Source organism: Pseudomonas sp. RIT411, from assembly GCF_003057735.2.
Classification (GTDB): Bacteria; Pseudomonadota; Gammaproteobacteria; order Pseudomonadales; family Pseudomonadaceae; genus Chryseomonas; species Chryseomonas oryzihabitans.
This window is the reverse complement of sequence record NZ_QBIZ02000005.1, coordinates 42790-66494: the sequence shown is the minus strand read 5'-3', so window position 1 is coordinate 66494 and position 23705 is coordinate 42790. Positions and strand designations below refer to the sequence as shown.

Sequence of the window (23705 nt, the reverse complement as noted above, 5' to 3'; positions counted from 1 at the left end):
CCGCATGTACGGGCGGGGTCTTGGCGGTCAGGGGCAGGTCGTAGGTGATGCGGGCGCCATAGGCACCGGGGGCTTGCGGGTCCTGGCGGACCTTGTCGAACACCAGCACCCGGGTGGCCAGGCTGAAGCCCTCGTGCAGGTCATGGGTGACCATGAACACCGTGAGCGGGCGCTCGTGCCAGAGCTCCAGCAGCAGGGCGTGCATGTCCTTGCGGATGCCGGGGTCGAGGGCGCCGAAGGGCTCGTCCAGGAGCAGGATGCGCGGCCGGACGATCAGCGCCTGGGCGATGGCGAGGCGCTGCTGCATGCCGCCGGACAGCTGCCCCGGGTACTTGCCCAGCGCCTGGCCCAGGCCGACGCGCTCGAGCAGGGCGGCGGCCTGTTCCCGGGCCTGGCGCTTGGCCGTACCCAGCAGCCGGCCGAGCAGCGGGGACCTGGGCAATTCCAGGCCCAGGGCGACGTTGTCCAGCACGCTCAGGTGGGGAAAGACCGAATAGCGCTGAAAGACCACGCCCCGCTCGGGATCAGGTTCCGCTGACAGCGGCTGACCATCGATGCGGATCTCGCCCCGGCTGGGGCGCTCCTGACCGAGTAGCAGACGCAGGAAGGTGGACTTGCCGCAGCCGGAGGCACCGACCAGGGCGCAGAATTCGCCTTCGCGCACCTGCAGGTTGAGGCCTTCGAGCACCACCTGCTCGCCGTAGCGTTGCCAGAGATTGCGGACCTCGATCATCAGCGACCCTCCCCGTACCAGGGAAAGGCGCGTCGCGTCAGCAGGCGCAGACCGGCGTCCAGCAGCCAGGCCAGCAGGGTGATCCAGGCCACATAGGGCAGGATCACGTCCATGGCCAGGTAGCGCCGCACCAGAAAGATGCGATAGCCCAGGCCATCGGTGGCGGCGATGGCCTCGGCCGCGATGAGAAACAGCCAGGCGGCGCCCAGCTGCAGCCGCAGGGCGATGAGCAGGCGCGGCAGCAGTTGCGGCAGCACCAGGCGCAGGATCACCGTCCAGCTGTTGGCGCCCAGGGTCTGGGCCTTGATCAGCAGCTCGCGGGGCAACTCCCGGGCGCGCTGGTCGAGCTCACGGATCAGCACCGGGGTGACGCCCACCACGATCAGCATCACCTTGGCCAGTTCGCCCAGGCCGAAGACGATGAAGAGAATCGGCAGGATCGCCAGGGGCGGGATCATCGAGAGCACCGTCACCAGTGGCGACAGCGGCGCGCCGACTAGGGGCAGGCTGCCCGCGGCGATGCCCACCACCAGGGCGATCAGCGCGGCGATCCCCAGGCCCAGCCCCAGGCGTTGCAGGCTGGCCAGGGTGTCCTGCCAGAACGGATAAGCCCCGGTGCGCACGTCGGCGGTAAAGGCCAGGCGCTGCACCGCATCGGCCATCTGCGCCACGCTGGGCAGCAGCTTGTCGTTGGGGTTCTCCGCCAGCCGGGTGGCCGAGCCCACCAGATAGAGCAGGGCGAGCAGGGCGAAGGGCAGCAGGACCAGCAGGAGCCGGCCACCCCGATCGGGATGCCGATTGATGAAGCGCATGGGCGTCGTCCTCGCGGCGGGGCTCAGAGCTTGCCGTCGGCGGCCAGCTGTACGAAGGTCGGATCGAAGCGCAGCTTGAGATTGCCCGCGTCCCCGCTGGTCTTGCCGCCCGGATAGGCGATGCCGACGGCCTCGGCGCTGGGCGCGCCCTGGCCCAGCAGGCCGTGTTCGAAGGAGAAGTGGGCGATGCGCTGCATGGTGGTGGGCAGCGCGGGGTCCTTGACGAAGGCCAGGGCCTCGGCGGGCGTGGCGAACAGCCGGGTCTTGTCCAGCTGCGCCCGGAAGCCGGCGAGGTCGGTGCCCGAGGCCTTGGCCATGGCTTCCAGGGCGGCCTTGCCCTTGGCGTCGTGGGCCTGCATCAGTGCCATCATCTCGAACCAGGCACCGGTCAAGGCCTTGCCCAGGGCGGGGTTATCCTTGAGCGTGGCGGTGTTCACCACCAGCATGTCGAGGATCTCGCCGGGAATCTTGCTGGAATCGAACACCTCGGTGGTGTCGGGCTGGGCCTTGACCTCGGCCAGCAGCGGATTCCAGGTCACCACGTTGCGCACGTCAGGCGTCTGGAACGCGGCCACCATGTCGGCATCCGAGGTGTTGACGGTGGTCAGGTCCCTTTCGCTCAGCCCCACGCTCTGCAGCGCCCGCGCCAGCAGGTAGTGGGAGACGGAGAATTGCACCAGGTTGACCTGCTGGCCCTTGAGGTCGGCCAGGGTCTTGCCCTTGCCCTTCATCACCACGCCGTCGTTGCCGTTGGAGTAGTCGCTGACGATCAGCGCCGTGCTGTCCACGCCGCCCGCGGCCGGAATGGTCAGGGCGTCCATGTTGGTCATGGCGCAACCATCGAACTGGCCGGTGGTGTATTGATTGATGGATTCGACGTAGTCGTTGAGCTGCACGACCTCGACGTGGATGCCGTATTTCTTGGCCCACTTGTCGATGATGCCCTGGGCCTGGGCTTCGCCCCAGGGCATCCAGCCGGCATAGATCGTCCAGCACACCTTGAAGTCGTCGCGCGGCGCCGCCTGAGCGGTGGCACCAAGCAGCAGGGAACAACCGAGAACGAGCGAGGCGAGCAGGGGATGGCGCATGGGACCTCCAATAGGATGGACGACGGGACAGGAGCACGCGACTGGCGCTGTGTCTCCCGGGCTTTTGTCCCGCCGTGTAACCCCATCAGAGGTCGACGACTCTCGGACCAGACACCCGCACGAGCGAGTCGGAACCCTAGTCATCCATTGCAGATTGTGGTGCATCAAACCGGCTGACCGGTGCTCCTGCACGCTATGGTCTTTGCCAGATGCGTGCCAGTTGCCTCCAGGCCCCGTGCCATGCTGGTTCTTTGCCATGACGGCGCTGCGCTACCGGCCGCGCCGCCCCGTTGCAGTGCATCGTAGTGGCTTGATGCACTGCTTTGACTCAGCGTCCCAGCGCCGCGATCAGCGCGTGGCGGAAGGCATTGACCGCCGGTGGCAATTCGCGACCCGCCATGCTCTGCAACTCGATCCGCCGCGCCGCCAGGCCCTCGTCCAGCAACGGCAGGGCCACCAACTGGCCCTCGCGCAGCCGGCTGCGCAGGCTCAACTCGCTGAACAGGCCGACTCCGGCGCCCAGCGCGGCGAAGCGATAGAGCGCCTGCATGTTGTTGCTCACCAGCACCGGCTCGAAGGACAGGCCCTGGACGCCACAGCAGATGTCGAACAGCTGGCGGATCGTCGTGTCCGGCGTTGGCAGCGCCAGGGGATAGGGCTGCAGATCGACCAGGGCCAGGCCGGTGCGGCTAGCGAGCGGGTGGTCGGGAACGACGATCGCCTTGATGGCGCCACTCAGGGTGGCCTCGACGCGGATATCCGGCTCGGGCCTCAGGCTGAAGGTCAGCCCCAGGTCGGCATCGCCTTCCTGGACGCGGCGGGTCACCACGGCGGGGGCGCAGACCTCCAGGGAAAAGTGGATGCCGGCGTAGCCCTGGCGAAAGGCGGCGATCACCTCGGGCAGGAAGTCCAGCGAAAAGCCTTCGGTGGTGGCCAGGCGCACCTGACCGCGGCGCAGGTCGGCCAGGCCGCGCAGTTCGGCCGCGACCTGTTCGCTGGCCAGCTGCGCTTTTCGCGCATGCACCGCCAGACGCTCCCCGGCGGCGCTGGGCACCACCCCGCGAGCACGGCGTTCGAGCAGCGGCGTCTCCAATTCGCGTTCCAGCTTGGCGATCTGGCGACTCACGGCACTGGCCGCGACATTGAGCCGTTGGGAGGCTTCGCTGATGGAGCCGCAACGCACCACCTCGAGGAAATAGCGCAGGGCGGTGGACTGGATTCCGTAGGGCTGCATGGAGCCTCCTTTGCCGAAAAGGCATGGCTTGCATCTAAATATTCTGCTTGTGGCATGGGATGGCAAGACCTAGAGTCGGGTCAAGAGACCAATAACAGGCTTCAGCAAGAACTCCTTCCCCGCGCTTCGCGGACCTGCCTTTGACCAACCACCGCCCCGGAGACAGACGGCATGGGACTCAAAGGTTTCGCTTGTGGCATCGCGTTTTCCCTCTTCCTGGCCCAGGGCCAGGCCTTCGCCGGCAAGGCCAACGACACCCTGGTCTACGCCTCCGACACCGAACCCGAAAACGTCAGCCCCTATCACAACGATGCCCGTGAAGGCGTCATCCTCGCCCACCTGGCCTGGGACACCCTGATCTACCGCGACCCCCAGACCGGCGAATACAAGCCGATGCTGGCCACCCACTGGCAGCAGGTCGATCCGCTGACCCTCGACTTCGATCTGCGCCAGGGCGTGACCTTCCACAACGGCGATCCCTTCACCGCCGATGACGTGGTCTTCACCTTCAACTACGTGGCCTCGCCCGAGGGCAAGGTGGTCACTCAGCAGAACGTCAACTGGATCAAGAGCGCCGAGAAGCTGGGCGAATACAAGGTCCGCCTGCACCTCAAGCAGCCGTTTCCAGCCGCGCTGGAATACCTGGCCAATCCCTTGCCCATCTATCCCGGCAAGTATTTCCAGAAAGTAGGCCTGGCGGGCTTCGCGCAGAAGCCGGTGGGAACCGGGCCCTATCGCATCGTCGCGGTCACCAGCGGCCAGGGCGTCACGCTGGAACGCAATCCCGACTACTTCAAGGACAGCCCCCAGGGGCAGCCACGCATCGGCCATATCCAGTTCCGCGTCATTCCCGACGCCGAAACCCGACTCGCCGAACTCATGACCGGCGGCATCGACTGGGCCTGGCGCGTGGCGCCGGACCAGGCCGAGCAACTCAAGGCCGCGCCCAATCTCACGGTGGAAAGCGGGGCCAGCATGAGGATCGGCTTCCTCAGCATGGATGCCCAGGGCGCCTCCAGCCCGGATTCGCCCTTTGCCAAAGCCGAGGTGCGCCAGGCGGTCAACTACGCGATCAACCGCAAAGCCATCGCCAGTCAGCTCATGGGGGGCGGCAGTCAGCCGCTGCAGGTGGCCTGCTATCCGGAGCAATTCGGTTGCGACGCCAAGGCGGTGCCGGGCTACCCCTACGACCCGGCCAAGGCCAAGGCGCTGCTCAAGGCCGCCGGCTACCCCAACGGTTTCAGCACCGAGATCTTCGCCTACCGCGACCGCGACGTGGTCGAGGCGCTGATCGGCGACCTGCGCGCGGTGGGCATCGACGCCAAGCTGCGCTATCTGAAATACGCCGCGCTGCGTGACCAGCAGCGCGCCGGCAAGGTGCCCATGGCCTTTCTCGCCTGGGGCTCCTTCTCCATCGCCGATGCCTCGGCGGCCACCGGCGTCTATTTCAAGGGCAATGCCGACGACGTGGCCAAGGATCCCCAGGTGATCGACTGGCTCAAGGTGGCCGACACCGCCATGGACCCGGCCGTGCGTAAGGAGAACTACCGCAAGGCGCTGCAGCGGATCGCCGAGCAGGCCTACTGGGCACCGGTGTTCAACTATTCCATCAACTACGCCTTCACCTCGGACCTGGCCTTCCAGCCCTATCCGGACGAGTTGCCGCGATTCGCCCTGGCCCACTGGAACTGATCCGTCCCGGCGCCCCGCACGGGGGCGCTCCTAGCCGAGGAGCCGAGCATGTCAGCATACCTCCTGCGCCGCCTGGGTATCGCCCTGGCCGTGGCCTTTACCGTTTCCCTCATAAGTTTCTTTCTGCTGCACCTATCCGGCGATCTGGCCACCGCCATCGCCGGCCCCGAAGCCACCGCCGAACAGATCGAGGTGGTGCGTCATCAACACGGACTCGATAAACCCCTGGCGACCCAGTACGTCGAGTGGGTCGGGCAGTTGCTGCGGCTGGACCTGGGGCAGTCGTTCTTCTTCCAGGAGTCGGTGCGGGATCTCATCGCCAGCCGCCTGCCCATCACCCTGACCCTGGGCGCCATCGCGCTGCTGGTGGCGCTGCTCATCGCCATCCCGCTCGGGGTGCTGGCCGCGGTCAAGCGCGACACCTGGATCGACCGCCTGGCGCTGACCCTGGCGACCTTTGGCCAGGCGATGCCCAGCTTCTGGTTCGCCCTGGTACTGATCGTCGTCTTCGCCGTGACCCTCAAGTGGCTGCCGGTGTCCGGCAATACCAGCTGGCAGCACTTCATCCTGCCGGCGATCGCCCTGGGCTACTACGCCACCCCCTCGCTGATGCGACTGACCCGTGCCGGGATGCTCGACGTGCTGGGCGCCGACTACATCCGCACCGCCCGGGCCAAGGGCCTGAGTCCGGCACGGGTGCTGTTCAAGCACGCCCTGCGCAATGCGCTGATCCCGGTGGTGGCCCTGGCCGCGGTGGAGTTCGGCTTCATGCTGGGCGGCTCGGTGGTGATCGAGGCGGTGTTCTCGCTGCAGGGCATCGGCCAGCTGGCCTGGGACGCCATCGCCCGTAACGACTTCCCGGTGGTGCAGGCCATCGTCCTCTTGATCGCGTTGATTTACATCGTGCTGACGCTGCTGGCCGATCTGCTCAACGCCTTGCTCGACCCGCGCATTCGCGTGCGCTAGGAGGCCCCATGACCGTCGCCAATCCCTTCGTGCTCGACGACTATCTGCCCCCACGACCGACCCTGGGTCGCCAGCTGCGCCGCTGGTTCGGCCACCGCGGCTTCGCCCTCGGCGCCGTACTGCTGGTCATCATCGTGTTCGCCGCCCTGGCCGCACCCTGGCTGGCGCCCCACGATCCCTATGCCCAGGACGTGATGCAGCGGATGAAACCACCGGTATGGATGGCCAAGGGCACCTGGGCCCATCCGCTGGGCACCGACAAGCTCGGCCGCGACTACTTGTCCCGCCTGCTCTATGGCGCACGCATCTCGCTGTTCATCGGCCTGGCCGCGGCGCTCATTTCCGGCGCCATCGGTACCCTGCTTGGGGTGCTCGCCGGCTATTACGGTGGCAAGGTCGATGCCCTGGTGAGCTACCTGGTGACCACCCGCCTGGCCCTGCCGGTGGTGATGGTGGCCCTGGCCGCCGCCTCGCTGGTGGGCGGCTCGCTGAAGGTGGTGGTGATCCTGCTCGGCTGCCTGCTGTGGGATCGCTTCGCCGTGGTGGTGCGCGCCGCGGTGCAGCAGATCCGCGACGCCGAATACGTCGCCGCTGCCCAGGCCCTGGGCTGTTCGCCCTGGCGGGTCATCGTCGGCGAGATCCTGCCCAACCTGCTGGGGGCGCTGATCGTGGTGATCACCCTGGAGATGGCCCACGCCATCCTGCTGGAGGCGACCCTGTCCTTTCTCGGCGTGGGCGTGCAGCCGCCGTTGCCGTCCTGGGGCCTGATGATCGCCGAAGGCAAGCCCTACATGTTCTTTTCGCCCTGGGTGATCGCCATCCCCGGGATCGCCCTGATGCTGCTGGTGCTGGCCATCAACCTGTTCGGCGACGGCATCCGGGATCTGGCCGCGCCCAGCGGGCGCAACTAAGCGGAGGACTGACCATGGCACTGCTCGACGTTAAAGACCTGCGCATCGACATTCCCCTGGGGGACGATACCCTACACGCCGTGCGCGGCCTGGACCTGCAGGTGGAGCGGGGCGAGATGCTCTGCCTGGTGGGCGAATCCGGCTGCGGCAAGTCGCTCACCTCCCTGGCGCTGATGGACCTCCTGCCGCGCCAGGCCCGGCGCCAGGCGGCGCGGCTGACGCTGGGCGAGCACGACCTGCTGACCCTGGGTGAGAGGGGTATGCGCGACCTGCGCGGCAATCGCCTGGCGATGATCTTCCAGGAGCCCATGACCGCCCTCAATCCGGCCTACAGCATCGGCGACCAGCTCACCGAGGTGCTGCGGCGTCACCGCAGGCTGGACCGCAAGGCCGCCTGGGCCCGCGCCGAGGCCATGCTGGAAAAGGTCGGCATCAGCAACGCCGGCGAGCGCCTGCGCCAGTATCCGCACCAGCTCAGCGGCGGCTTGCGCCAGCGGGTGGTCATCGCCATGGCGCTGCTCTGCGAGCCGGACCTCATCATCGCCGACGAACCCACCACGGCGCTGGACGTCACCATCCAGGCGCAGATCCTGCACCTGCTGCGCGACCTGCAGCGGGAATTCGGCACGGCCATCGTCTTCATCACCCACGACCTGGGGCTGGTGGCGCGCATCGCTGACCGGGTAGCGGTGATGTATGCCGGCCAGATCGTCGAGCAGGCACCGGCCGCCGAGCTTTTCGCCGCCCCCCGACATCCCTATACCCGCGGCCTGCTGGCAAGCATCCCGGTACCGGGCCGGACTCGTCCCGGGCAGCCGCTGGGCGCCATTCCCGGGCTGGTCCCCAGCCTGGTCGGCGAGCAGCACGGCTGCGCCTTTCGCAATAGATGCCCGCAGGCGGTGGCGGCCTGCACCGACAGCGTGCCCTTGCTGGATGAGGGCGCGCACCTGGCGCGTTGCCACTTCGCCCTGCCCAGCGAGCCCCTGCGCCGGGTCGGAGGTGTGCGATGAGCCGCGAGATCGCCCTGGAGCTGTGCGACATCCGCCGCGAATTCACCCTGGGTCGCGGCCTGTTCCGCCCGCCGGCCACCCTCAAGGCGGTGGATGGCATCTCGCTGCGGCTCTATCGCGGCGAGACCCTGGGGCTGGTGGGGGAATCGGGGTGCGGCAAGAGCACCCTGGCCAAGCTGCTGCTGGGGCTGCTGGCGCCCACCAGCGGCGACATCCTGGTGGGTGGCGAGCACCTGCGCGGGGTGGATCGCAAGCGCATGGCCCGGCACATCCAGCCGATCTTCCAGGACCCCTATTCGTCGCTTAATCCGCGCAAGACGGTGCGCGAGATCGTGGCGCTGCCGCTCAAGGTGCATGGCCTGGGCACGCCCGCCGAGCAGCAACGCCGGGTCGCGGAGATGCTCGACGTGGTGGGCTTGCCGCGCCGCGCCGCCGACAGCCATCCCGGCCAGCTCAGTGGCGGCCAGCGCCAGCGGGTGGCCATCGCCCGCGCCCTGGTGATGCGCCCGGACGTGCTGATCTGCGACGAACCCACCTCGGCGCTGGACGTCTCGGTGCAGGCGCAGATCCTCAACCTGCTGCTGGAACTCAAGCGAGAATTCGGCCTGACCTATCTGCTCATCAGCCACAACCTGGCGGTGGTGGAACACCTGGCCGACCGGGTGGCGGTGATGTACCTCGGCAAGATCGTCGAGGAGCGGGAGCGGGCGGCGCTGTTCGCCCAGCCGGCGCATCCCTATACCCGGGCGCTGCTGGACGCGGTGCTCACCCCTGATCCAGCGCTGGGGCTCCCGGCGCTGGGCCTGGGCGGCAGCTTTCCCAATCCCATCTCGCCGCCCAGCGGCTGCGCCTTCCATCCCCGCTGCCCGCGCTGCTTCGGCCCCTGTGCCGAGCGCTATCCGGAACGCGAAACCATCCCCGGCGGCAGCAAGCGCTGCCACCTGTCCGAGCCCGCCTGACCCCGGAGTCCGTCATGACCAGCCGTACCCATGCCCTTGAGCTTGCCGCCGCGCACTTCGACAGCGGCGCCTTCCGTGCCCGGCTCGCCACCGCCGTGGCCCATCCCACCGAAAGCCAGGAACCCGAGCGCCAGGCGGAGCTGGGCCGCTACCTGGATGACTTCATCGCCCCCTACGTGGCCAGTCTCGGCTTCACCAGTCGCCGGCTGGACAACCCGGTCGCCGGCAAGGGGCCCTTGCTGATCGCCGAGCGGATCGAGGACCCGACGCTGCCGACCCTGCTCAGCTATGGCCACGGCGACGTGGTGCGCGGCGATGCCAGCCGCTGGCGCGAAGGCCTCGCGCCCTGGACGCTGGTGGAGCAGGGCGAGCGCTGGTACGGCCGCGGTACCGCCGACAACAAGGGCCAGCACCTGCTCAACCTGGCGGCGCTGGAGCAGGTGATCGCCGCGCGCGGCGGACGCCTGGGCTACAACGTCAAGTTGCTGCTGGAAATGGGCGAGGAGATCGGCTCGGTCGGCCTGCGCACCTTCTGCCAGGAGCAGCGCCAGGCCCTTGCCGCCGACCTGTTCATCGCCTCCGACGGTCCGCGGGTCTCGGCATCCAGGCCCACGCTGTTCCTGGGTGCCCGGGGCACCTTCAACTTCGACCTGCATCTGGACCTGCGCGAAGGCGGCCATCACTCCGGCAACTGGGGCGGGCTGCTGGCCAACCCCGGCATCATCCTCGCCCATGCCCTGGCCAGCCTGGTGGATGCCCAGGGCCAGATCCAGGTCGCGGGGCTCAAGCCCACCGAGCTGCCCGCACCGGTGCGCCGTGCCCTGGCCGACATCGAGGTGGGCGGCGCGCCGGGCGATCCGGCCATCGATCCCCACTGGGGCGAGCCCGGTCTGACCCCGGCCGAACGTGTCTACGGCTGGAACACCTTCGAACTGCTGGCCTTCACCACCGGCAACCCCGAGGCACCGGTCAATGCCATTCCTGGTACTGCCCGTGCCCACTGCCAGATCCGCTTCGTCGCCGGCTGCGACTGCACGACCTTCATCCCGCTGATCGAGGCGCACCTGGCCGAGCGGGGTTTCGCCGCGGTGCGGGTCACCCGTGCCAAGGACGAGATCCTCCACGCCTCGCGGCTGGACCCGGAGAATCCCTGGGTGGACTGGGCCCTGACCTCCCTGACCCGCACCCTGGGCGAGAAGCCGGCGCTGCTGCCCAACTTCGGTGGCGGCTTGCCCAACGACATCTTTGCCGACATCCTCGACCTGCCCACCCTGTGGGTACCCCATTCCTATCCCGCCTGCTCCCAGCACGCGCCCAACGAGCACCTCCTGGCCCCGGTCGCGCGGCAGGGGCTGCAACTCATGGCTGGCCTGTTCTGGGACCTGGGCGATCGCTGGAGCCGCAACTGATGTCCCTTGCCAAGACCGCCGCCCTGGAATGGCTCGCCACCCAGCGCGAACCCATGACCAGCCTCCTGCAACGCCTGGTCGACACCGATTCCAACAGCTATGACAAGGCCGGCGTCGATGCCGTCGGCGCGGTGCTCGTCGCGGCCCTGGCCGAGGATGGCATCGAGGTCGCCCGGACGCCGGTGACCGACTTCGGTGACATCCTCGCCGCCCAGGTGGGGCCTGCCACGGGCGCCGCGGTGCTGCTGCTGGGCCATCGCGACACCGTCTTTCCGCCGGGCACCGTGGCCAGCCGCGGCTTCACCCAGGATGCCCGCCAGGCCTACGGCCCCGGTGTCGCGGACATGAAGGGTGGCCTGGTGGCGAGTTGCTTCGCCTTGCGCGCGCTCAAGCGTGCCGGCGAGCTGCCATTCCCGGTACGGGTGCTCTACACCGGTGACGAAGAGATCGGCTCCGGCACGGCGCGCCCTCATCTGGAAGCCGCGGCGCGCGCGGCCCGGGCGGTACTGAACTGCGAGCCCGGACGGGTCAGCGGCAACGTGGTCAAGGCGCGCAAGGGGGGCGCCAGCCTCACCATTAAGGTCAGCGGGCGGGCGGCTCATTCCGGGGTCAACCACGCCGAAGGCGCCAGCGCTATCCAGGCCCTCGCGCTCAAGGTGATCAAGTTGCATGCCCTGACCGACTACGGGCGCGGCATCACCACCAACGTCGGCCTCATCGAGGGCGGCACGTCCAGCAATACCGTCGCGCCCAGCGCCACCGCGCGGCTGGACGTGCGCTTCGTGGCCCTGGCCGACTGGCCCGAACTGCAGGCGCGCATCGAGGCCATCGTCGCCGAAGAAGAGCTGCCGGGAACCCGGGCCAGCGTCACCATCACCGGCCTGTTCCTGCCCATGGAAGAGCACCTGAGCCGTGACCTGCTGGCGCTCTACCAGCGCGAGGCGCAGGCAATTGGCTTCAGCGTGGAGGGGGAGTTCACCGGTGGTTGCGCCGATTCCGGCTTTACCGCAAGCCTGGGTGTGCCCACCCTCTGTGGCCTGGGCCCGGTCGGTGGCAAGGTGCATACCGATGCCGAATTCCTGGTGCTCGACACCCTGGTTCCGCGCACCCAGGCGCTGGTCGCCACCATCCTGGCTCTGGCCGTAAAGGCCTGATCCTCTTGCCGGTTTCCGAAACAGGTGCGACTCCCAGCCGGCGAGGGCCTCAATTGGCGGCTTTAGGCTCTGTACGAAAAATGCCTGTGCTTGGTGATGCTTCGTTGAAAAAGGCTTCGCTTGACCTTCGCTCGGCGATTTTTCGTACAGAACCTAGATTTTCGAAATTGCGGCGACTGTTAGTGGCAATTCACGCGACGGCCCTAGGATCTGGTTGTAATAGCTGAGACTGCCTGCAGAATTTTCCGTGAACAGTTTAGGAGTTTAGGGATTGCCTTTAATAGTGTGAACAGCTCGAAGGCCTGCTATCGACCCTAAGCGGCCATGTAATCCTAGTAACTACGATGTCGGCGTCAACACAAGATATGTTTGTTGCTGTCGGCGCGTCTAGTGATAGATAGATCCGCTGAAGGTCAATTTACGGTGCGAAAAAAACCTTGGCTTTGATCAGCATTGCCTCCCCCGTAGGTGTGTGCGTCATACTTAGAATGATGCCACCATCTTGCTCATTAATAATATTAATTTTTACGTCAATCCCCTTGTCACCGAATACGTCGGAAGGAATACGGATGTACGTTTTCCATATCATTCGAAAATCTTTTAAATCACGCCGTTGAAGCTGCACGGTCAGCCCCTTACTCACGCTGTGAATGTCGTACAGGTAAGCGACCTGCCCTATGCACAAGACACGCCGGCCGGCAGAGCGGTCCGGATAGTAACGTCGCTCTGCGATCTGGAAAGGTGCGTCTAAGTTCCTTTCTGGCATTGATCCAGTGCTGGCTTTGGCAGTCCAACCCGTATTGGCCGGGCAACCTTCGTTCGGCACAGCAGCGAAGGTGCTGGAAGGCTCTAGGTGGCCGATGACCACTCCCTGTGTGCTTTCGGCTGTCCAGGTTGTTGTTTCCGGTGCTACAGGCGCCAAACCTAAGGCATCTGTCAACAGTTTGCGAGGCTGCCGGCCGGACGAAGGGAAGGGCGAGAATTCGGGACAGTGCTCCCCATCGGGCTGCTCGTTCCACTGTTGTGAAAATACCTGGCCTCCATCCAGTGCATTCAGCGTAGCCACCAAGGATGTCTTATTTTCGCGGATGGTCAAGGTCGCAGCGGCATCGCCTTGCGCAGGGGTCGACATGAGCAATACTTCCTTGCCTATGGAGAGTAATCTAAAGTCTCGTCCACCGCTCCTGATACTGGGAACACCCCACGACAACATACTTTCCAGGCGGATAAATGGATAAGGGCCTGATAGCTGTGTGCTTGCTAGGTCCAGCTCCATAGGCCCAGTAAACCCTGTCAGTGGGGATTGAACGGCGGCTACTTCCAAACTACAGACTGGGCTGCGCTTGAAGGCGTAACCTTGGAGCCTCTCCTGCTCGAATTTGCTGCTGTTATTATGCTGGAGAGTTGACAACGTACCTGTCGAGATAATTACCACCGCACTTAGCAACAACCCTATCGGCTTCAACCAACGGATTCTACGGGCTGCCGGTGAACCATCGTTTGAGCGTTCAGGCACACTGCCGCTTGCGGCTAGCAATAGCGTCATCGCCAGTAGCCACAATACTGCTCCCCATCCGTACCCATACACTTGAGCCTTAGTGCCGCCTTCGTTCAGCAAGTACCACGTGAGCCGCCATGTATCAAGCGCGCACCCTAGCGCCAATAGCGCTAGCAAACTTGCCGAGCGCTGACGCAGCACCCGCACGACTGCCCAGAGGAACCATAGGTTTGCAAGCCAGGCCACATTTCCGGCGAGTAAAGCCACCCAGCCGATAGCCAACAAATCTTTGCCTCTGAACAGCTTTTCAGGACTGGAGCCAAGGGCCGGAAGAAACAATGAGGCGGTCCAGCAGAGTACCGCCAGCCAGCATAGTAGGTAGGTAAAGCTGTTGGGGGAAAAGCGGTTTCCAAGTAAGGAGCCGAACTTCATGAAGTCGTCCGCAGTAAGGAGGTGGTTCTCTAGCCGACGGTATAACCCAGACCGCTCGTTCAGGTCGATGTTACCTGATACCACCTCTTCACCACCGGCAGCTTTGGATCGATTCCTGTCATTAGCTGATTCCGGTTTAGGCATCCCCAAAATTTCACAACAATTTCGGAAGCCGACACCGCTCCTGAACGGGCGCCGCTCGGTACCCGTCCCTCCCTAGGCGCCACCCGCCAAATCAGATAGGCAACAACCCATCGGTCTTGATCTCGTTCAGCACGAAAAAGGTGCGCACCTGGCGCACGCCGGGCAGGGCGATCAGCCGCTCGCTGTGCAGGCGATTGAAAGCCGCAATGTCCTTGACCCTGAGCTTGATGAAGTAGTCCACGTCGCCGGCCACCAGGTAGCACTCCAGCACCGGGGGCAGGGCGCGGGCGGCCGCCTCGAAGGCCTGGAAGGATTCGGGGGTCGACCTGTCCAGCACCACGCCCACCAGCACTGCGGTCTCCCGTTGCACCGCCTTGGGGTCCACATGGGCCCTGACACCGGTGATGACCCCGCTCTCGAACAGCTTGCGCGTGTGGTTCCAGCAGGCGCTTGGGCTCAGGGAAACCTGGCGCGCCAGCTCGGCATTGCTGAGCCGTCCGTCCTGTTGCAGAGCGCGCAGGATCTTGCGTTCGACCGAGGTGAGTTCCGCAGCTTCGCTCATCGAAAGATTCTCCTTGAAAAGTGGTCTCTGGAAGAACGTCTATGGGAGGAAATCGAGGTAGCCAAAAGGAAAGCAGATTTCGTACCGCTCATTCGAAAGCACCTTTTTCAACGTTTTCCCTAGCATTGAAAGCGTTCTCTCACCACTGGAGTCGCTGCTATGTCCCTGGATCTCGAAAAACGTTTTCCCCGCGTCAAGCTCGGTTATTTCCCGTCGCCCTTGCACAAGCTAGAGCGCATGTCGAAGGACCTCGGTATCGAACTCTGGGCCAAGCGTGACGACGTCTCCTCCGGTCTCGCCTATGGCGGCAATAAGGTGCGCAAGCTGGAATGGCTGGCCGCCGATGCCCTGGCGCAGGGCTGCGATACCCTGGTGTCCATCGGCAACATCCAGTCCAACCACACGCGCCAGGTAGCGGCCGTCGCCGCGGTGCTGGGCATGAAGTGCCGGCTGGTCCAGGAGGAATGGACCAAGTGGGAAGACCCGGTCTACGACAAGGTCGGCAACATCCTGCTGTCCCGCCTGATGGGCGCCCAGACGCTGCTGGAAGGCGAGGGCTATTCCACCGCGGTGAAAGCCACCTGGGAGCGCGCCCTGGACGAGGTGAGGCGTGAGGGCGGCAAGCCCTACGCCATTCCCGCCGGCGCCTCGGACCATCCCCTGGGTGGCCTCGGCTATGCCCATTTCGCCGACGAGCTGGCGGCGCAGGAGCGCGACCAGGGCCTCTTCTTCGATACCGTGGTCACGGCCACCTGCACCGGTTCGACCCAGGGCGGCATGGTGGTGGGCTTTCGCGCCCAGGAGCGCGAGCGTCGCCTGATCGGTATCGATACGGCGGCGGACGCCGGGATGACCCGCGCCGCAGTGACCAAAATCGCGCGCAACACCGCCGAGATGATTGGCCTGGACAAGGAGATCCGCGACGAGGACGTCATCATCGAGCCGCGTTTCTGCGGCCCCGACTACGGCTTGCCGGATGGCCCCACCGTCGAGGCCATCCGCTACACCGCGCAGATGGAGGGGATGCTCACCGACCCGGTCTACGAGGGCAAATCCATGGCCGGGCTGATCGCCATGGCGCGCAGTGGCGAGATCGCCAAGGGCAGCCGGGTGCTCTATGTTCACCTCGGGGGCGCACCGGCGCTCAACGCCTATCACAACGCCTTCGCCTGAGCCCAGGCTTCGACCGGTCACGAGGAGGTCCAGCATGACGAGCCAACCCTGGACAGCGGTAGACGACCTCCGACCGGCCGTGGCGCTGGTCATCCTGCATGGCGATCTCGACCCCGCCGTGACGGCTGAATTGCGCAGCGGCTTGCCCGGTTGCAGCGACCTCCCGGTGCTGCAACTGGAGGACGCCGTCGGGTTGCACGAGGAGTGGCTGGCGCAGGGTCCACGCAGCCGGATCGTGGGGTTGTTGTCCCGGCTGGGCGGTGACTGCCTGCTGCTGGCGGTCGAGCCGGAAGGCTTTAACGAGCTGGAATGGCTGGGATCGGTCGCCGGGCAACGCCTGCAACGGCTCACCAGCGGCACCCCCACGCGCGAGCTGGTCGCCCGCCTACAGCAGCTCAGACGCGAGCGCCTGCTGGCGGTGTTGCCGCTTTAAGGGTGGCCGTCAGGCCAGCCGCTCGACCTGTTCGGCGATCAGCGCCCTGATCGCCCGCAGGCAGCGCAACTCGCCGGCGAAGACTGCCCGCAACTCCGTCGCGTGGCGGCCAGAACCTGATTCTCCCGCTCGGTCTGTTCCAGCAACTGCTGGGCCTGGGAGGGCAGGCGCTGGCGCAGGCGTTGCAACTGGGCGGCGGCCGGCGAGCGCTTGATACCCAGCACCTCCGCGGCATCCAGCAATCGCTCGCGGTCGATGGCCGCCAGCCGGTTTTCACCCAGGATCGGCCAGGCGAGGGTGGTTGCGTCCGGCCAGCGCTGCTGGTCGAAGGCGCGACTCTCGTATACGGCCGTACAGAGCAGGTCATAGCAGGGCGCCAGGGCGAGTCCCCGCGGTGAGACCAGAAAGCCCAGATTCTTCAGATGGGCATCGGTATTGCCCACCAGCACGTTGAACGCCAGCCAATTGAACAGCCGCGTTCGGGTCACGGCGGGCGCTTCGCACAGCCGTGCCAGCTCGGCCAACCGCTCCACGCTGCCTGCCTGGTGCTTGAAATGACGATCCAGCCCCAGCACCTGGCAGGCGTCGATGCCATGGCGTCGCTGCCAGCCGCCCGGGGTGCGGACGCGGTCGAAGCGCTCGATCAGATAGACCGGCTCGGGCACGTAGCGGCGCTCGACGGCAGGAACGATCAGCCCGGCCATACCTGCCAGGCGCATGGTGAACCACTCGTTGATCACCGAATGGGCGAAGGCTTCGTGGGGATGGTCCGGCTTGAGGATATGGGTCGAGGGCAGGGCGCCCACGGGTTCCTGCAGCCCCTGCTCATCAAGGATCACCGCCAGCTTGTGCTGGGCGCCGGCCAGCGACATGCGCTTGTGCGCCTCTTGGGTCAGTGGCAACTGCGGCATGGCCTTGATCCGTCGGGAGAGGTCGGCGTCGCTCAAGGGGCGGCGATCCCCCGGCGGCAGGCGCTGGCCTTCGGCGAGCAGGGTAAGGGAGCCGGCGGACTCGGCGCCGTACCAGCTGAGCAGGGCGAAGGCATCGGCGGCCTCCAGGCGCGCATCCTGGGCGAGCAGTTGCCGCTGGCCTTCCTCGGGTAGCAGGTTGTCGAAGTACCACTGCACCGGTCGCTGCGAACTGCCATCGATCAGCGGCTCTGGCTGCAAGGGCAATTGCGGACAGAGTCCGAAGGTCTGCCAACCGGATTCGTACTGGAACGACCAGATACCGTTCTCGTCAGCCAGCCGACCCACCAGCTGGTCGTCGATCCAGGCCAGGAGTTCACGCCTCATGGTGTCCGGGTATCCAGCTGGGCTTCCACCTCGGGGGGCAGATCCACGATCAGGCGCACGCCCAGGCCTTCCAGTACCTGGAACAGCTTGCCCCACTGAACGGTTTCGCCGCCGCGCTCGACCTTGCCGAGAAAGTTTTCACTGACGCCGAGGCTACCGGCGGCGTCGTCCTGGCGCAGGGCCTGGGCCTTGCGTGCCTGGCGGACGAGGGCGCCGAGGTCGGCGGCATTCTTGAGTAGCACCTGCATGATTTATCCTCACGAGCGTGAGGATCAGGCTAACGCCAAAGGGATAGCCGGTGCAATCCTCAAGGTCGTGAGGATTTTAGCTATTCAGACGGTTATACGGATCGAATCCTTTCGCTCGTGAGGATTTATCCCTGCAATCATCGCCGCGCACCCAACTGCTGGGGCGCCAGGAAGGCGCTGTGGAAGTAGCTGCGAAAGGCCTGCATGGCCGGCGTCAGCGAATGTTCCCTATGCCAGGCCAGCCCCACGCTCATGGGCGTAATGGGCTCCACCAGGGTGCGGGTCTCCAGCCGCTTGCCCTCCAGCGACCAGGGCCGATAGACCAGATCGGAAAGAATGGCGACACCGCTGCCGTTGGCCACCATGCTGCGCACGGCCTCCACCGAGCTGGTACGCAACCGCACCCGGGGCTCATGACCGGCCTGGCGCCAATAGCGCATGGCGCTCTGTTCGGCCTCGTCGACGGTGAGCAGGACATAGGGCTCGCGGGCGACATCGGCCAGGCTGACGTTGGGTCGATCGCGCAAGGGATGGCCACTGGGCAGCCAGAGCCGGCGTTCGGAATTGAAGAGCGTCTCGGAGACGATGTCCTCGTGGGTCAGGTTGGCGGTCAGCACCACCGCCATGTCGATGCGCCTGTCCAGCAGCGCCTCTTCGATGGCCTGGCGCTCCTGCTCGTGTACCGCCACCGTCACCTCGGGATAGAGCTGCGCCAGGCGTTGCAGGTGGTGGGGGAGGAAGTAGCCGATCACCGTGTAGCTGGCGGCAATGCGCAACTCGCCGCTGGCGCGGTGATCGGGCAGGGCGCTGCTGAGGGCGTCGTCGACGCCGCGAAGAATGCCATAGGCATGGTTGAGGAAATGCCGACCGGCATCGGTCAGCGCCATCCCTTGCGCCGAACGGACGAACAGACTGGTGCTCAGCAGGCCCTCCAGTTCCTGGATGGCGCTGGTCACCGCCGACTGGGAAATGTTCAGGTGGATGGCCGCCTGGGAGATCTGCCCCAGTTCTGCCGTCGCGGTGAAATAACGGAGTTGGCGCAGGGTGAGGGCCATGGCGACTGTCCTGAGGTATCGATTTTTCCGAACACTGGGCTTTGGATAATAAATCTTCCCAAGGGGGCAGAGCAGTCCTAAGGTCGAGGACAACGCACCGCTGCCAGGGAATACCGCAATGATCGAGGTGGATTTCAATTCCGACATGGGCGAGGGCTTTGGCGCCTGGACGCTGGGCGACGGCGTGGACGACCAGCTGCTCGACCTGGTCAGCTCGGCCAATATCGCCACCGGCTTCCATGCCGGCGATCCCGGCCTCATGCAGCGCACCGTGCAGCAGGCCAAGGCCCGCAACGTGGCCATCGGTGCCCATCCGGGCTATCGCGACCTGGTGGGGTTCGGCCGTCGGCCCCTGCAGATGCCTGCCGACGAACTGGTGGCCGATATCGTCTATCAGCTCGGCGCCCTGCGTGAATTCGCCCGGCTGCATGGCCTGCGGCTGCAGCACCTCAAGCCCCATGGTGCGTTGTTCATGCACCTGGCCCGGGACGAGGCGGCGGCCCGGCTGCTGGTGGAGACGCTGCAACGCCTCGAACCCGGGCTGCTGCTCTATTGCCTGCCCGATTCGGCCACCTGGCGAATCGGTCGCGAGCTGGGCCAGCCCCTGGTACGCGAGTTCTATGCCGACCGGGACTACGACGCCAGCGGCTCTATCGTCCTGGTCCGGCGCATGGGCGCGCTGGATCCTCAGGCGGTGGCCGACCGGGTGCTCAAAGCCTGCCAGCAGGGACGGGTCGCCACGGTGGAGGGGGGCGAGGTCGAGGTGGCCTTCGAATCCATCTGCCTGCACAGCGACACCCCCGGGGCGCTGGGCCTGGCCCAGGCCATCCGCCAGCGCCTGGAGGCCGCCGGCATCGCCATCCGCGCCCCGGGCGCCGGCTAGTTTTCCATGCGGACACCGGCGCCAAGATGCCGGGTCCTCCTGCCCTTAGCTACGCCTGCCTTTCCGACAACATTGCCTAGAAGAGGAATCGTCATGGCCGAACATTCGGTGCTCTCGCCCCTGCCCGGAACGTTCTATCGCAAACCCACGCCCGATGCGGCGCCCTATGTGGATGTCGGGGAAACCGTCACCGCCGGCACCGTAATCGGCCTGGTCGAGGTGATGAAGCAATTCTCCGAGGTTCACGCCGAGGTCGCCGGGACCCTGACGGCCTTCGCCGTCGAGGACGGGGATCCGGTCGAGCCGGGTCAGTTGCTGGCCACCCTGAACGGAGCCGCCTCGTGAATACGACAGGGGGCGGCATCCGCCGTCTGCTGGTGGCCAATCGCGGCGAGATCGCCGTCCGGATCCTGCGCGCCGCCAAGGCGCTGGACATCGAGACGGTACTGGCCTGCAGCGAGGCTGACCGGGATTCGCTGGCGGCGCGCCAGGCCGATGCCGTGGTGGTGATCGGCCCGGCGCGGGCGGATCGCAGCTACCTCAATATAGAGGCTCTGCTCACGGCCTTGCGAGACAGCGGCGCCGATGCGGTGCATCCCGGCTATGGCTTCCTGGCCGAGAACGCCGCCTTTGCCGATGCGGTGGAGGAGGCCGGTGCCATCTTTGTCGGCCCTTCGGGTGACATCATCCGCCGCATGGGCGACAAGGCCGAGGCGCGGCGCACCGCGCTGGCGGCCGGCGTCCCGGTGGTACCGGGCTCTGCCGGCGAACCGGCCGATATAGAGGCCGCCATAGCGGCAGCCGCGACGGTGGGCTATCCGCTGCTGATCAAGGCATCGGCCGGAGGAGGAGGCCGGGGCATCCGCCTGGCGCGCGACGCCGCCGAGCTGGCGCGGGAGTTTCCCATCGCCCAGCGTGAAGCCCAGACCGCCTTTGGCAGCGGCGCCCTCTATCTGGAGCGCTTCATTGAGCGCGCTCGGCATATAGAGGTGCAGATCCTTGGCGATGGCCAGCGCGCCGTGCATCTGTTCGAGCGCGAATGCTCGCTGCAGCGGCGCCGGCAGAAGCTCCTGGAAGAGGCGCCATCGCCGGTCCTGAGCGCCGCCCAGCGCGAGACCCTTTGCGCCAGCGCGGTACGCCTGGCCGAAAGCCTCGGCTATCGGGGCGCCGGCACGCTGGAATACCTGTTCGACGAAGCCCGCGGCGAGTTCTTCTTCATCGAGATGAACACCCGCATCCAGGTGGAGCATCCGGTCTCCGAGATGGTCACCGGCATTGATCTGGTCCAGGCCATGTTGCGCATCGCCGGAGGTGAACCCCTGGGGCTGCGCCAGGAAGACATCCATCTGCAGGGCGCCGCCATCGAGCTGAGACTCAACGCCGAAGATCCGGCGCGCAATTTCTTTCCCAGCCCCGGGACCGTCGAGCAGCTCGCCTGGCCGCAGGGTCCGGGCATCCGCGTCGACAGTCATCTCTATGCAGGCTACCGAGTGCCGCCTTATTACGACTCGCTGCTGGCCAAGCTCATCGCCCATGGCGCCGATCGCGGCGAGGCCCTGGCCCGTGCTCGCCAGGCGCTGGACCAGTTGCGTCTGACCGGCATGGCTACTACCGCCAGTCTGCATCGCCGCCTGCTGGACGAACCTTGGGTGATCGAAGCCCGCTTCGACACCGGTACCCTGGAACACTGGTTGGCCGAGGAGATTCCCGCATGACGACTGCGATCCGCTATAGCTTCGGCGGCGACGAGCACCTGTTCGTCGAATTGTCCGAAAGCATGTCCCTGGAGGCGTTTTTCCGTGGCCTGGCCATGACCCGTGCGGTGCAGGCGCTGCAACTGCCCGGCATCCACGACATCTGCCTGGCCAATGCCTCCTTCCAGATCCGCTTCGATCCCGATGTCCTGCCGCCCGACCGGCTGCTGGCCGCCGTCCAGGGCGTGGAAGACCAGGCGGTGGCCGAGCGCCAACTGGCCACGCGGCTGATCGAGATCCCGGTGCTCTACAACGACCCCTGGACCCACGAGACGCTGATGCGCTTTCGCGATCGCCACCAGGATCCGACCGCTACCGATCTGGAATACGCCGCCCGCATCAACGGCCTGGCCGATGTCGAGGCCTTCATCGAGGCCCACAGCGGCGCGCCCTGGTTCGTCTCCATGGTGGGCTTCGTCGCCGGATTGCCGTTCATGTTCCAGATGGTCGAGGCCGAGCGGCAGCTGCAGGTACCCAAGTACCTGCGACCCCGCACCGACACGCCCAAACAGACCCTCGGCCACGGCGGCTGCTTCGGCTGCATCTATTCGGTACGAGGCGCCGGCGGCTACCAGATGTTCGGCGTGACGCCGGCGCCCATCTACGATCCGGCCCAGCGCCTCGATTACCTGCAGGACCACATGGTGTTCTTCCGGCCCGGCGACATCGTCCGTTTCCGCGCCATCGACCGCGCCGAATACGACCGGGTGCTGGCCGAGGTAGAGGAGGGTAGCTTCACCCTAAATATCCGTCCGGTGGACTTTTCCCTGGACGCCTTTCTCGACGATCCCCGTGGCTATCCGCGCACCCTGATGGAGGAGCCGGCATGATCAAGGTACTCAAACCCGGCCTGGCCACCTCGATCCAGGATCTCGGTCGCGAAGGCTACTACCACCTGGGCATCCCGCCGTCCGGGGCCATGGACAGCTACGCCTTGCGCGCAGCCAATCTGCTGGTGGGCAACGCACCCGGCGCCGCCGCCCTGGAATGCACCTTGCTCGGCCCGGAGCTGCACTTTACCGAAGACGCCCTGGTCGCCCTGAGCGGCGCGCGCATGACGCCACGCCTGGACGGCGCCGAAATGCCACTGGACGAAGCCTTCAGCGTGCGCGCCGGCCAGGTGCTCAAGTTCGATTACCTCAAGGCTGGCGCCCGTGGCTATCTGGCCGTGGCGGGTGGTTTCGCCGTGCCCGAGGTGCTGGGCAGTCGCTCGACGTACACCTTGGGCGGCCTCGGTGGCTTCCAGGGTCGAAGGCTCGCCGCGGGCGACGAACTGACTGTCGGAAGCCCAGCGACAGGCGCCAAGGCTGGCATCCGGTTGCCAGTCGACCTGGTGCCGGCTTGCGGTGGCGAGGTGACCCTGCGTGTAGTGCCGGGGCTCTATCATCACCGGCTGACCGCAGACGCCGCCGAGGCCTTTTTCGCCGATACCTGGACGGTGGGCTCCGAAGCCGATCGAATCGGCTACAGATTCAAGGGCGGCCGGCCGTTGCAATTCACGCCGCGCGAACAACCCTTTGGTGCCGGCTCGGATCCGTCCAATATCGTCGACAGCTGTTATCCCATCGGCTCGATCCAGGTACCGGCGGGCCTCGAACCCATCGTCCTGCACCGAGACGCCGTGTCGGGTGGCGGCTACGCCATGATCGGCACGGTCATCAGCAGCGACCTGGATTTGATCGGTCAGCTGCAGCCGAACCAGAAGGCGCGATTCGTGGCGGTAACCCTGGAAGACGCGTTGGCAGCACGGCGTGTGTACAAGGAGCGCCTGCAGCGACTGGAGCAGCTGTTGGCGAACTAGGGACTCGATGGCAGCCGGTGATCAGTCGAGAGATCCTGAAGGCGTCGTTCGTAACGGACGCGTTTTCAGGATCGTCATTCAAGGAGATCCTGATCGCTGATCGACAGGGCCAGGGTAGGGAAGCCGGAGTCGAAGCAGGTGGCCGAATCAGGGATAAGGTTAAAGACTGGAGGGGATGGCAAAGGGCAGTTGTCAGTCTAGGTCCATATTCAATTTAACATAATATACATTATGCGAAGTTATGGTTATGGCGCGCTGCACCGAGTGTCTGCCTTTTCACGCTGGCGGCTTTCTAAAATCCGCTACCGCCTTGCCAGTTTGCCAGACATTACTGCTTCAGGGATTCAGATCGCCGCTTACCGCACACCTGCAGCGCAAATTCCGCAGCGGCCGTTTGTACAAGATGCCGTCGACAGCTTTAATCGGATGGCGTCCGTTCCCGGAGCTCTTTCCCGATGG

The 23705-nt window shown here is 65.8% G+C and carries 21 protein-coding genes, 2 pseudogenes and 1 riboswitch; of the genes and pseudogenes, 14 read left to right on the top strand and 9 right to left on the bottom strand.

Going from position 1 to position 23705, the window contains the following annotated elements; translation table 11 throughout:
• Positions 1-28: 28 nt before the first annotated feature.
• The 4 genes and pseudogenes from DBY63_RS09290 to DBY63_RS09275 form a co-directional block, all read right to left on the bottom strand.
• Positions 29-733, bottom strand: a pseudogene (locus DBY63_RS09290) (ABC transporter ATP-binding protein); the annotation flags it as partial.
• Positions 733-1545, bottom strand: a complete 813-nt coding sequence (locus tag DBY63_RS09285; protein WP_108581724.1) for an ABC transporter permease — start codon at positions 1543-1545, stop codon at positions 733-735. The gene DBY63_RS09285 and the pseudogene DBY63_RS09290, both read right to left, overlap by 1 nt.
• Positions 1546-1568: 23 nt before the next feature.
• Complete coding sequence (locus tag DBY63_RS09280; RefSeq protein ID WP_108581723.1) at positions 1569-2633, bottom strand: putative urea ABC transporter substrate-binding protein; 1065 nt, start codon at positions 2631-2633, stop codon at positions 1569-1571.
• 51 nt (positions 2634-2684) lie between these two features.
• A riboswitch (guanidine-I (ykkC/yxkD leader) is annotated at positions 2685-2784 on the bottom strand.
• A gap of 177 nt (positions 2785-2961) precedes the next feature.
• Positions 2962-3867 (bottom strand): LysR family transcriptional regulator, encoded by a 906-nt coding sequence (locus DBY63_RS09275; RefSeq protein WP_027599337.1) that lies wholly within the window; start codon positions 3865-3867, stop codon positions 2962-2964.
• Positions 3868-4038: 171 nt separating this feature from the next.
• Here DBY63_RS09275 and DBY63_RS09270 point away from each other — a divergent pair, with 171 nt between their 5' ends.
• The 7 genes from DBY63_RS09270 to DBY63_RS09240 are packed head-to-tail and all read left to right on the top strand — an operon-like array spanning position 4039 to position 11968.
• The gene (locus DBY63_RS09270) at positions 4039-5559 is read left to right on the top strand and encodes an ABC transporter substrate-binding protein (protein ID WP_027602319.1); all 1521 of its coding nucleotides are present in this window, start codon (positions 4039-4041) and stop codon (positions 5557-5559) included.
• Positions 5560-5607: 48 nt separating this feature from the next.
• Positions 5608-6525, top strand: coding sequence for an ABC transporter permease (locus DBY63_RS09265; RefSeq protein WP_007161747.1), 918 nt, complete (start codon positions 5608-5610; stop codon positions 6523-6525).
• An 8-nt stretch (positions 6526-6533) separates the two neighbouring features.
• Positions 6534-7436 (top strand): ABC transporter permease, encoded by a 903-nt coding sequence (locus DBY63_RS09260; RefSeq protein WP_108581722.1) that lies wholly within the window; start codon positions 6534-6536, stop codon positions 7434-7436.
• Between the two features lie 14 nt (positions 7437-7450).
• On the top strand, positions 7451-8446 hold the full coding sequence (locus DBY63_RS09255) for an ABC transporter ATP-binding protein (RefSeq protein ID WP_108581721.1): 996 nt from the start codon (positions 7451-7453) through the stop codon (positions 8444-8446).
• Complete coding sequence (locus tag DBY63_RS09250) at positions 8443-9405, top strand: oligopeptide/dipeptide ABC transporter ATP-binding protein (protein ID WP_108581720.1); 963 nt, start codon at positions 8443-8445, stop codon at positions 9403-9405. The genes DBY63_RS09255 and DBY63_RS09250 overlap by 4 nt, the downstream gene beginning before the upstream one ends.
• 14 nt (positions 9406-9419) lie before the next feature.
• The gene (locus DBY63_RS09245; protein ID WP_108581719.1) at positions 9420-10814 is read left to right on the top strand and encodes a M20 family metallopeptidase; all 1395 of its coding nucleotides are present in this window, start codon (positions 9420-9422) and stop codon (positions 10812-10814) included.
• Positions 10814-11968, top strand: a complete 1155-nt coding sequence (locus DBY63_RS09240) for a M20 family metallopeptidase (RefSeq protein WP_108581718.1) — start codon at positions 10814-10816, stop codon at positions 11966-11968. Before DBY63_RS09245 ends, DBY63_RS09240 begins: the two co-directional genes overlap by 1 nt.
• A gap of 418 nt (positions 11969-12386) precedes the next feature.
• On the opposite strand, the gene DBY63_RS24725 is transcribed toward DBY63_RS09240, so the two are convergent.
• Together DBY63_RS24725 and DBY63_RS09235 are read right to left on the bottom strand one after the other, a co-directional pair.
• On the bottom strand, positions 12387-13898 hold the full coding sequence (locus DBY63_RS24725) for a hypothetical protein (protein ID WP_139346978.1): 1512 nt from the start codon (positions 13896-13898) through the stop codon (positions 12387-12389).
• Positions 13899-14133: 235 nt separating this feature from the next.
• A complete protein-coding gene (locus tag DBY63_RS09235; protein WP_007161739.1) occupies positions 14134-14604 on the bottom strand; it encodes an Lrp/AsnC family transcriptional regulator in 471 nt (156 codons plus the stop codon).
• A 159-nt stretch (positions 14605-14763) separates the two neighbouring features.
• On the opposite strand from DBY63_RS09235, the gene DBY63_RS09230 reads away from it, so the two are divergent.
• Both DBY63_RS09230 and DBY63_RS09225 read left to right on the top strand, forming a co-directional pair.
• Complete coding sequence (locus DBY63_RS09230) at positions 14764-15777, top strand: 1-aminocyclopropane-1-carboxylate deaminase (RefSeq protein WP_007161738.1); 1014 nt, start codon at positions 14764-14766, stop codon at positions 15775-15777.
• A 34-nt stretch (positions 15778-15811) separates the two neighbouring features.
• Positions 15812-16210, top strand: coding sequence for a hypothetical protein (locus DBY63_RS09225; RefSeq protein WP_108581717.1), 399 nt, complete (start codon positions 15812-15814; stop codon positions 16208-16210).
• A 9-nt stretch (positions 16211-16219) separates the two neighbouring features.
• On the opposite strand, the pseudogene DBY63_RS09220 reads toward DBY63_RS09225, so the two are convergent.
• The 3 genes and pseudogenes from DBY63_RS09220 to DBY63_RS09210 all read right to left on the bottom strand — a co-directional run bounded on the left by DBY63_RS09220 (position 16220) and on the right by DBY63_RS09210 (position 18808).
• Positions 16220-17505: pseudogene (locus DBY63_RS09220) on the bottom strand (HipA domain-containing protein).
• On the bottom strand, positions 17502-17753 hold the full coding sequence (locus DBY63_RS09215; protein WP_058790267.1) for a helix-turn-helix domain-containing protein: 252 nt from the start codon (positions 17751-17753) through the stop codon (positions 17502-17504). The pseudogene DBY63_RS09220 and the gene DBY63_RS09215 overlap by 4 nt, the downstream one beginning before the upstream one ends.
• Positions 17754-17890: 137 nt before the next feature.
• Positions 17891-18808, bottom strand: a complete 918-nt coding sequence (locus DBY63_RS09210) for a LysR family transcriptional regulator (protein ID WP_108581716.1) — start codon at positions 18806-18808, stop codon at positions 17891-17893.
• Between the two features lie 118 nt (positions 18809-18926).
• Between DBY63_RS09210 and DBY63_RS09205 the strand changes: the two genes are divergently transcribed.
• From DBY63_RS09205 to DBY63_RS09185, 5 genes are all read left to right on the top strand, one after another.
• A complete protein-coding gene (locus DBY63_RS09205; protein WP_027599348.1) occupies positions 18927-19691 on the top strand; it encodes a 5-oxoprolinase subunit PxpA in 765 nt (254 codons plus the stop codon).
• 93 nt (positions 19692-19784) lie between these two features.
• A complete protein-coding gene (locus tag DBY63_RS09200) occupies positions 19785-20036 on the top strand; it encodes an acetyl-CoA carboxylase (RefSeq protein ID WP_027599349.1) in 252 nt (83 codons plus the stop codon).
• The gene (locus tag DBY63_RS09195; protein ID WP_042134117.1) at positions 20033-21406 is read left to right on the top strand and encodes an acetyl-CoA carboxylase biotin carboxylase subunit; all 1374 of its coding nucleotides are present in this window, start codon (positions 20033-20035) and stop codon (positions 21404-21406) included. The genes DBY63_RS09200 and DBY63_RS09195 overlap by 4 nt, the downstream gene beginning before the upstream one ends.
• Positions 21403-22275: an allophanate hydrolase subunit 1 gene (locus DBY63_RS09190; RefSeq protein WP_108581715.1), complete on the top strand. Its 873-nt coding sequence runs from the start codon at positions 21403-21405 to the stop codon at positions 22273-22275. Before DBY63_RS09195 ends, DBY63_RS09190 begins: the two co-directional genes overlap by 4 nt.
• Complete coding sequence (locus tag DBY63_RS09185; RefSeq protein WP_108581714.1) at positions 22272-23246, top strand: biotin-dependent carboxyltransferase family protein; 975 nt, start codon at positions 22272-22274, stop codon at positions 23244-23246. The genes DBY63_RS09190 and DBY63_RS09185 overlap by 4 nt, the downstream gene beginning before the upstream one ends.
• Positions 23247-23705 lie beyond the last annotated feature (459 nt).

Excerpts from the sequence above, each read along its gene's own strand:
- DBY63_RS09285 (WP_108581724.1), bottom strand. The coding sequence starts at position 1,545 with ATGCGCTTCATCAATCGGCATCCCGATCGGGGTGGCCGGCTCCTGCTG.
- DBY63_RS09280 (WP_108581723.1), bottom strand. The coding sequence starts at position 2,633 with ATGCGCCATCCCCTGCTCGCCTCGCTCGTTCTCGGTTGTTCCCTGCTG.
- DBY63_RS09275 (WP_027599337.1), bottom strand. The coding sequence starts at position 3,867 with ATGCAGCCCTACGGAATCCAGTCCACCGCCCTGCGCTATTTCCTCGAG.
- DBY63_RS09270 (WP_027602319.1), top strand. The coding sequence starts at position 4,039 with ATGGGACTCAAAGGTTTCGCTTGTGGCATCGCGTTTTCCCTCTTCCTG.
- DBY63_RS09265 (WP_007161747.1), top strand. The coding sequence starts at position 5,608 with ATGTCAGCATACCTCCTGCGCCGCCTGGGTATCGCCCTGGCCGTGGCC.
- DBY63_RS09260 (WP_108581722.1), top strand. The coding sequence starts at position 6,534 with ATGACCGTCGCCAATCCCTTCGTGCTCGACGACTATCTGCCCCCACGA.
- DBY63_RS09255 (WP_108581721.1), top strand. The coding sequence starts at position 7,451 with ATGGCACTGCTCGACGTTAAAGACCTGCGCATCGACATTCCCCTGGGG.
- DBY63_RS09250 (WP_108581720.1), top strand. The coding sequence starts at position 8,443 with ATGAGCCGCGAGATCGCCCTGGAGCTGTGCGACATCCGCCGCGAATTC.
- DBY63_RS09245 (WP_108581719.1), top strand. The coding sequence starts at position 9,420 with ATGACCAGCCGTACCCATGCCCTTGAGCTTGCCGCCGCGCACTTCGAC.
- DBY63_RS09240 (WP_108581718.1), top strand. The coding sequence starts at position 10,814 with ATGTCCCTTGCCAAGACCGCCGCCCTGGAATGGCTCGCCACCCAGCGC.
- DBY63_RS24725 (WP_139346978.1), bottom strand. The coding sequence starts at position 13,898 with ATGAAGTTCGGCTCCTTACTTGGAAACCGCTTTTCCCCCAACAGCTTT.
- DBY63_RS09235 (WP_007161739.1), bottom strand. The coding sequence starts at position 14,604 with ATGAGCGAAGCTGCGGAACTCACCTCGGTCGAACGCAAGATCCTGCGC.
- DBY63_RS09230 (WP_007161738.1), top strand. The coding sequence starts at position 14,764 with ATGTCCCTGGATCTCGAAAAACGTTTTCCCCGCGTCAAGCTCGGTTAT.
- DBY63_RS09225 (WP_108581717.1), top strand. The coding sequence starts at position 15,812 with ATGACGAGCCAACCCTGGACAGCGGTAGACGACCTCCGACCGGCCGTG.
- DBY63_RS09215 (WP_058790267.1), bottom strand. The coding sequence starts at position 17,753 with ATGCAGGTGCTACTCAAGAATGCCGCCGACCTCGGCGCCCTCGTCCGC.
- DBY63_RS09210 (WP_108581716.1), bottom strand. The coding sequence starts at position 18,808 with ATGGCCCTCACCCTGCGCCAACTCCGTTATTTCACCGCGACGGCAGAA.
- DBY63_RS09205 (WP_027599348.1), top strand. The coding sequence starts at position 18,927 with ATGATCGAGGTGGATTTCAATTCCGACATGGGCGAGGGCTTTGGCGCC.
- DBY63_RS09200 (WP_027599349.1), top strand. The coding sequence starts at position 19,785 with ATGGCCGAACATTCGGTGCTCTCGCCCCTGCCCGGAACGTTCTATCGC.
- DBY63_RS09190 (WP_108581715.1), top strand. The coding sequence starts at position 21,403 with ATGACGACTGCGATCCGCTATAGCTTCGGCGGCGACGAGCACCTGTTC.
- DBY63_RS09185 (WP_108581714.1), top strand. The coding sequence starts at position 22,272 with ATGATCAAGGTACTCAAACCCGGCCTGGCCACCTCGATCCAGGATCTC.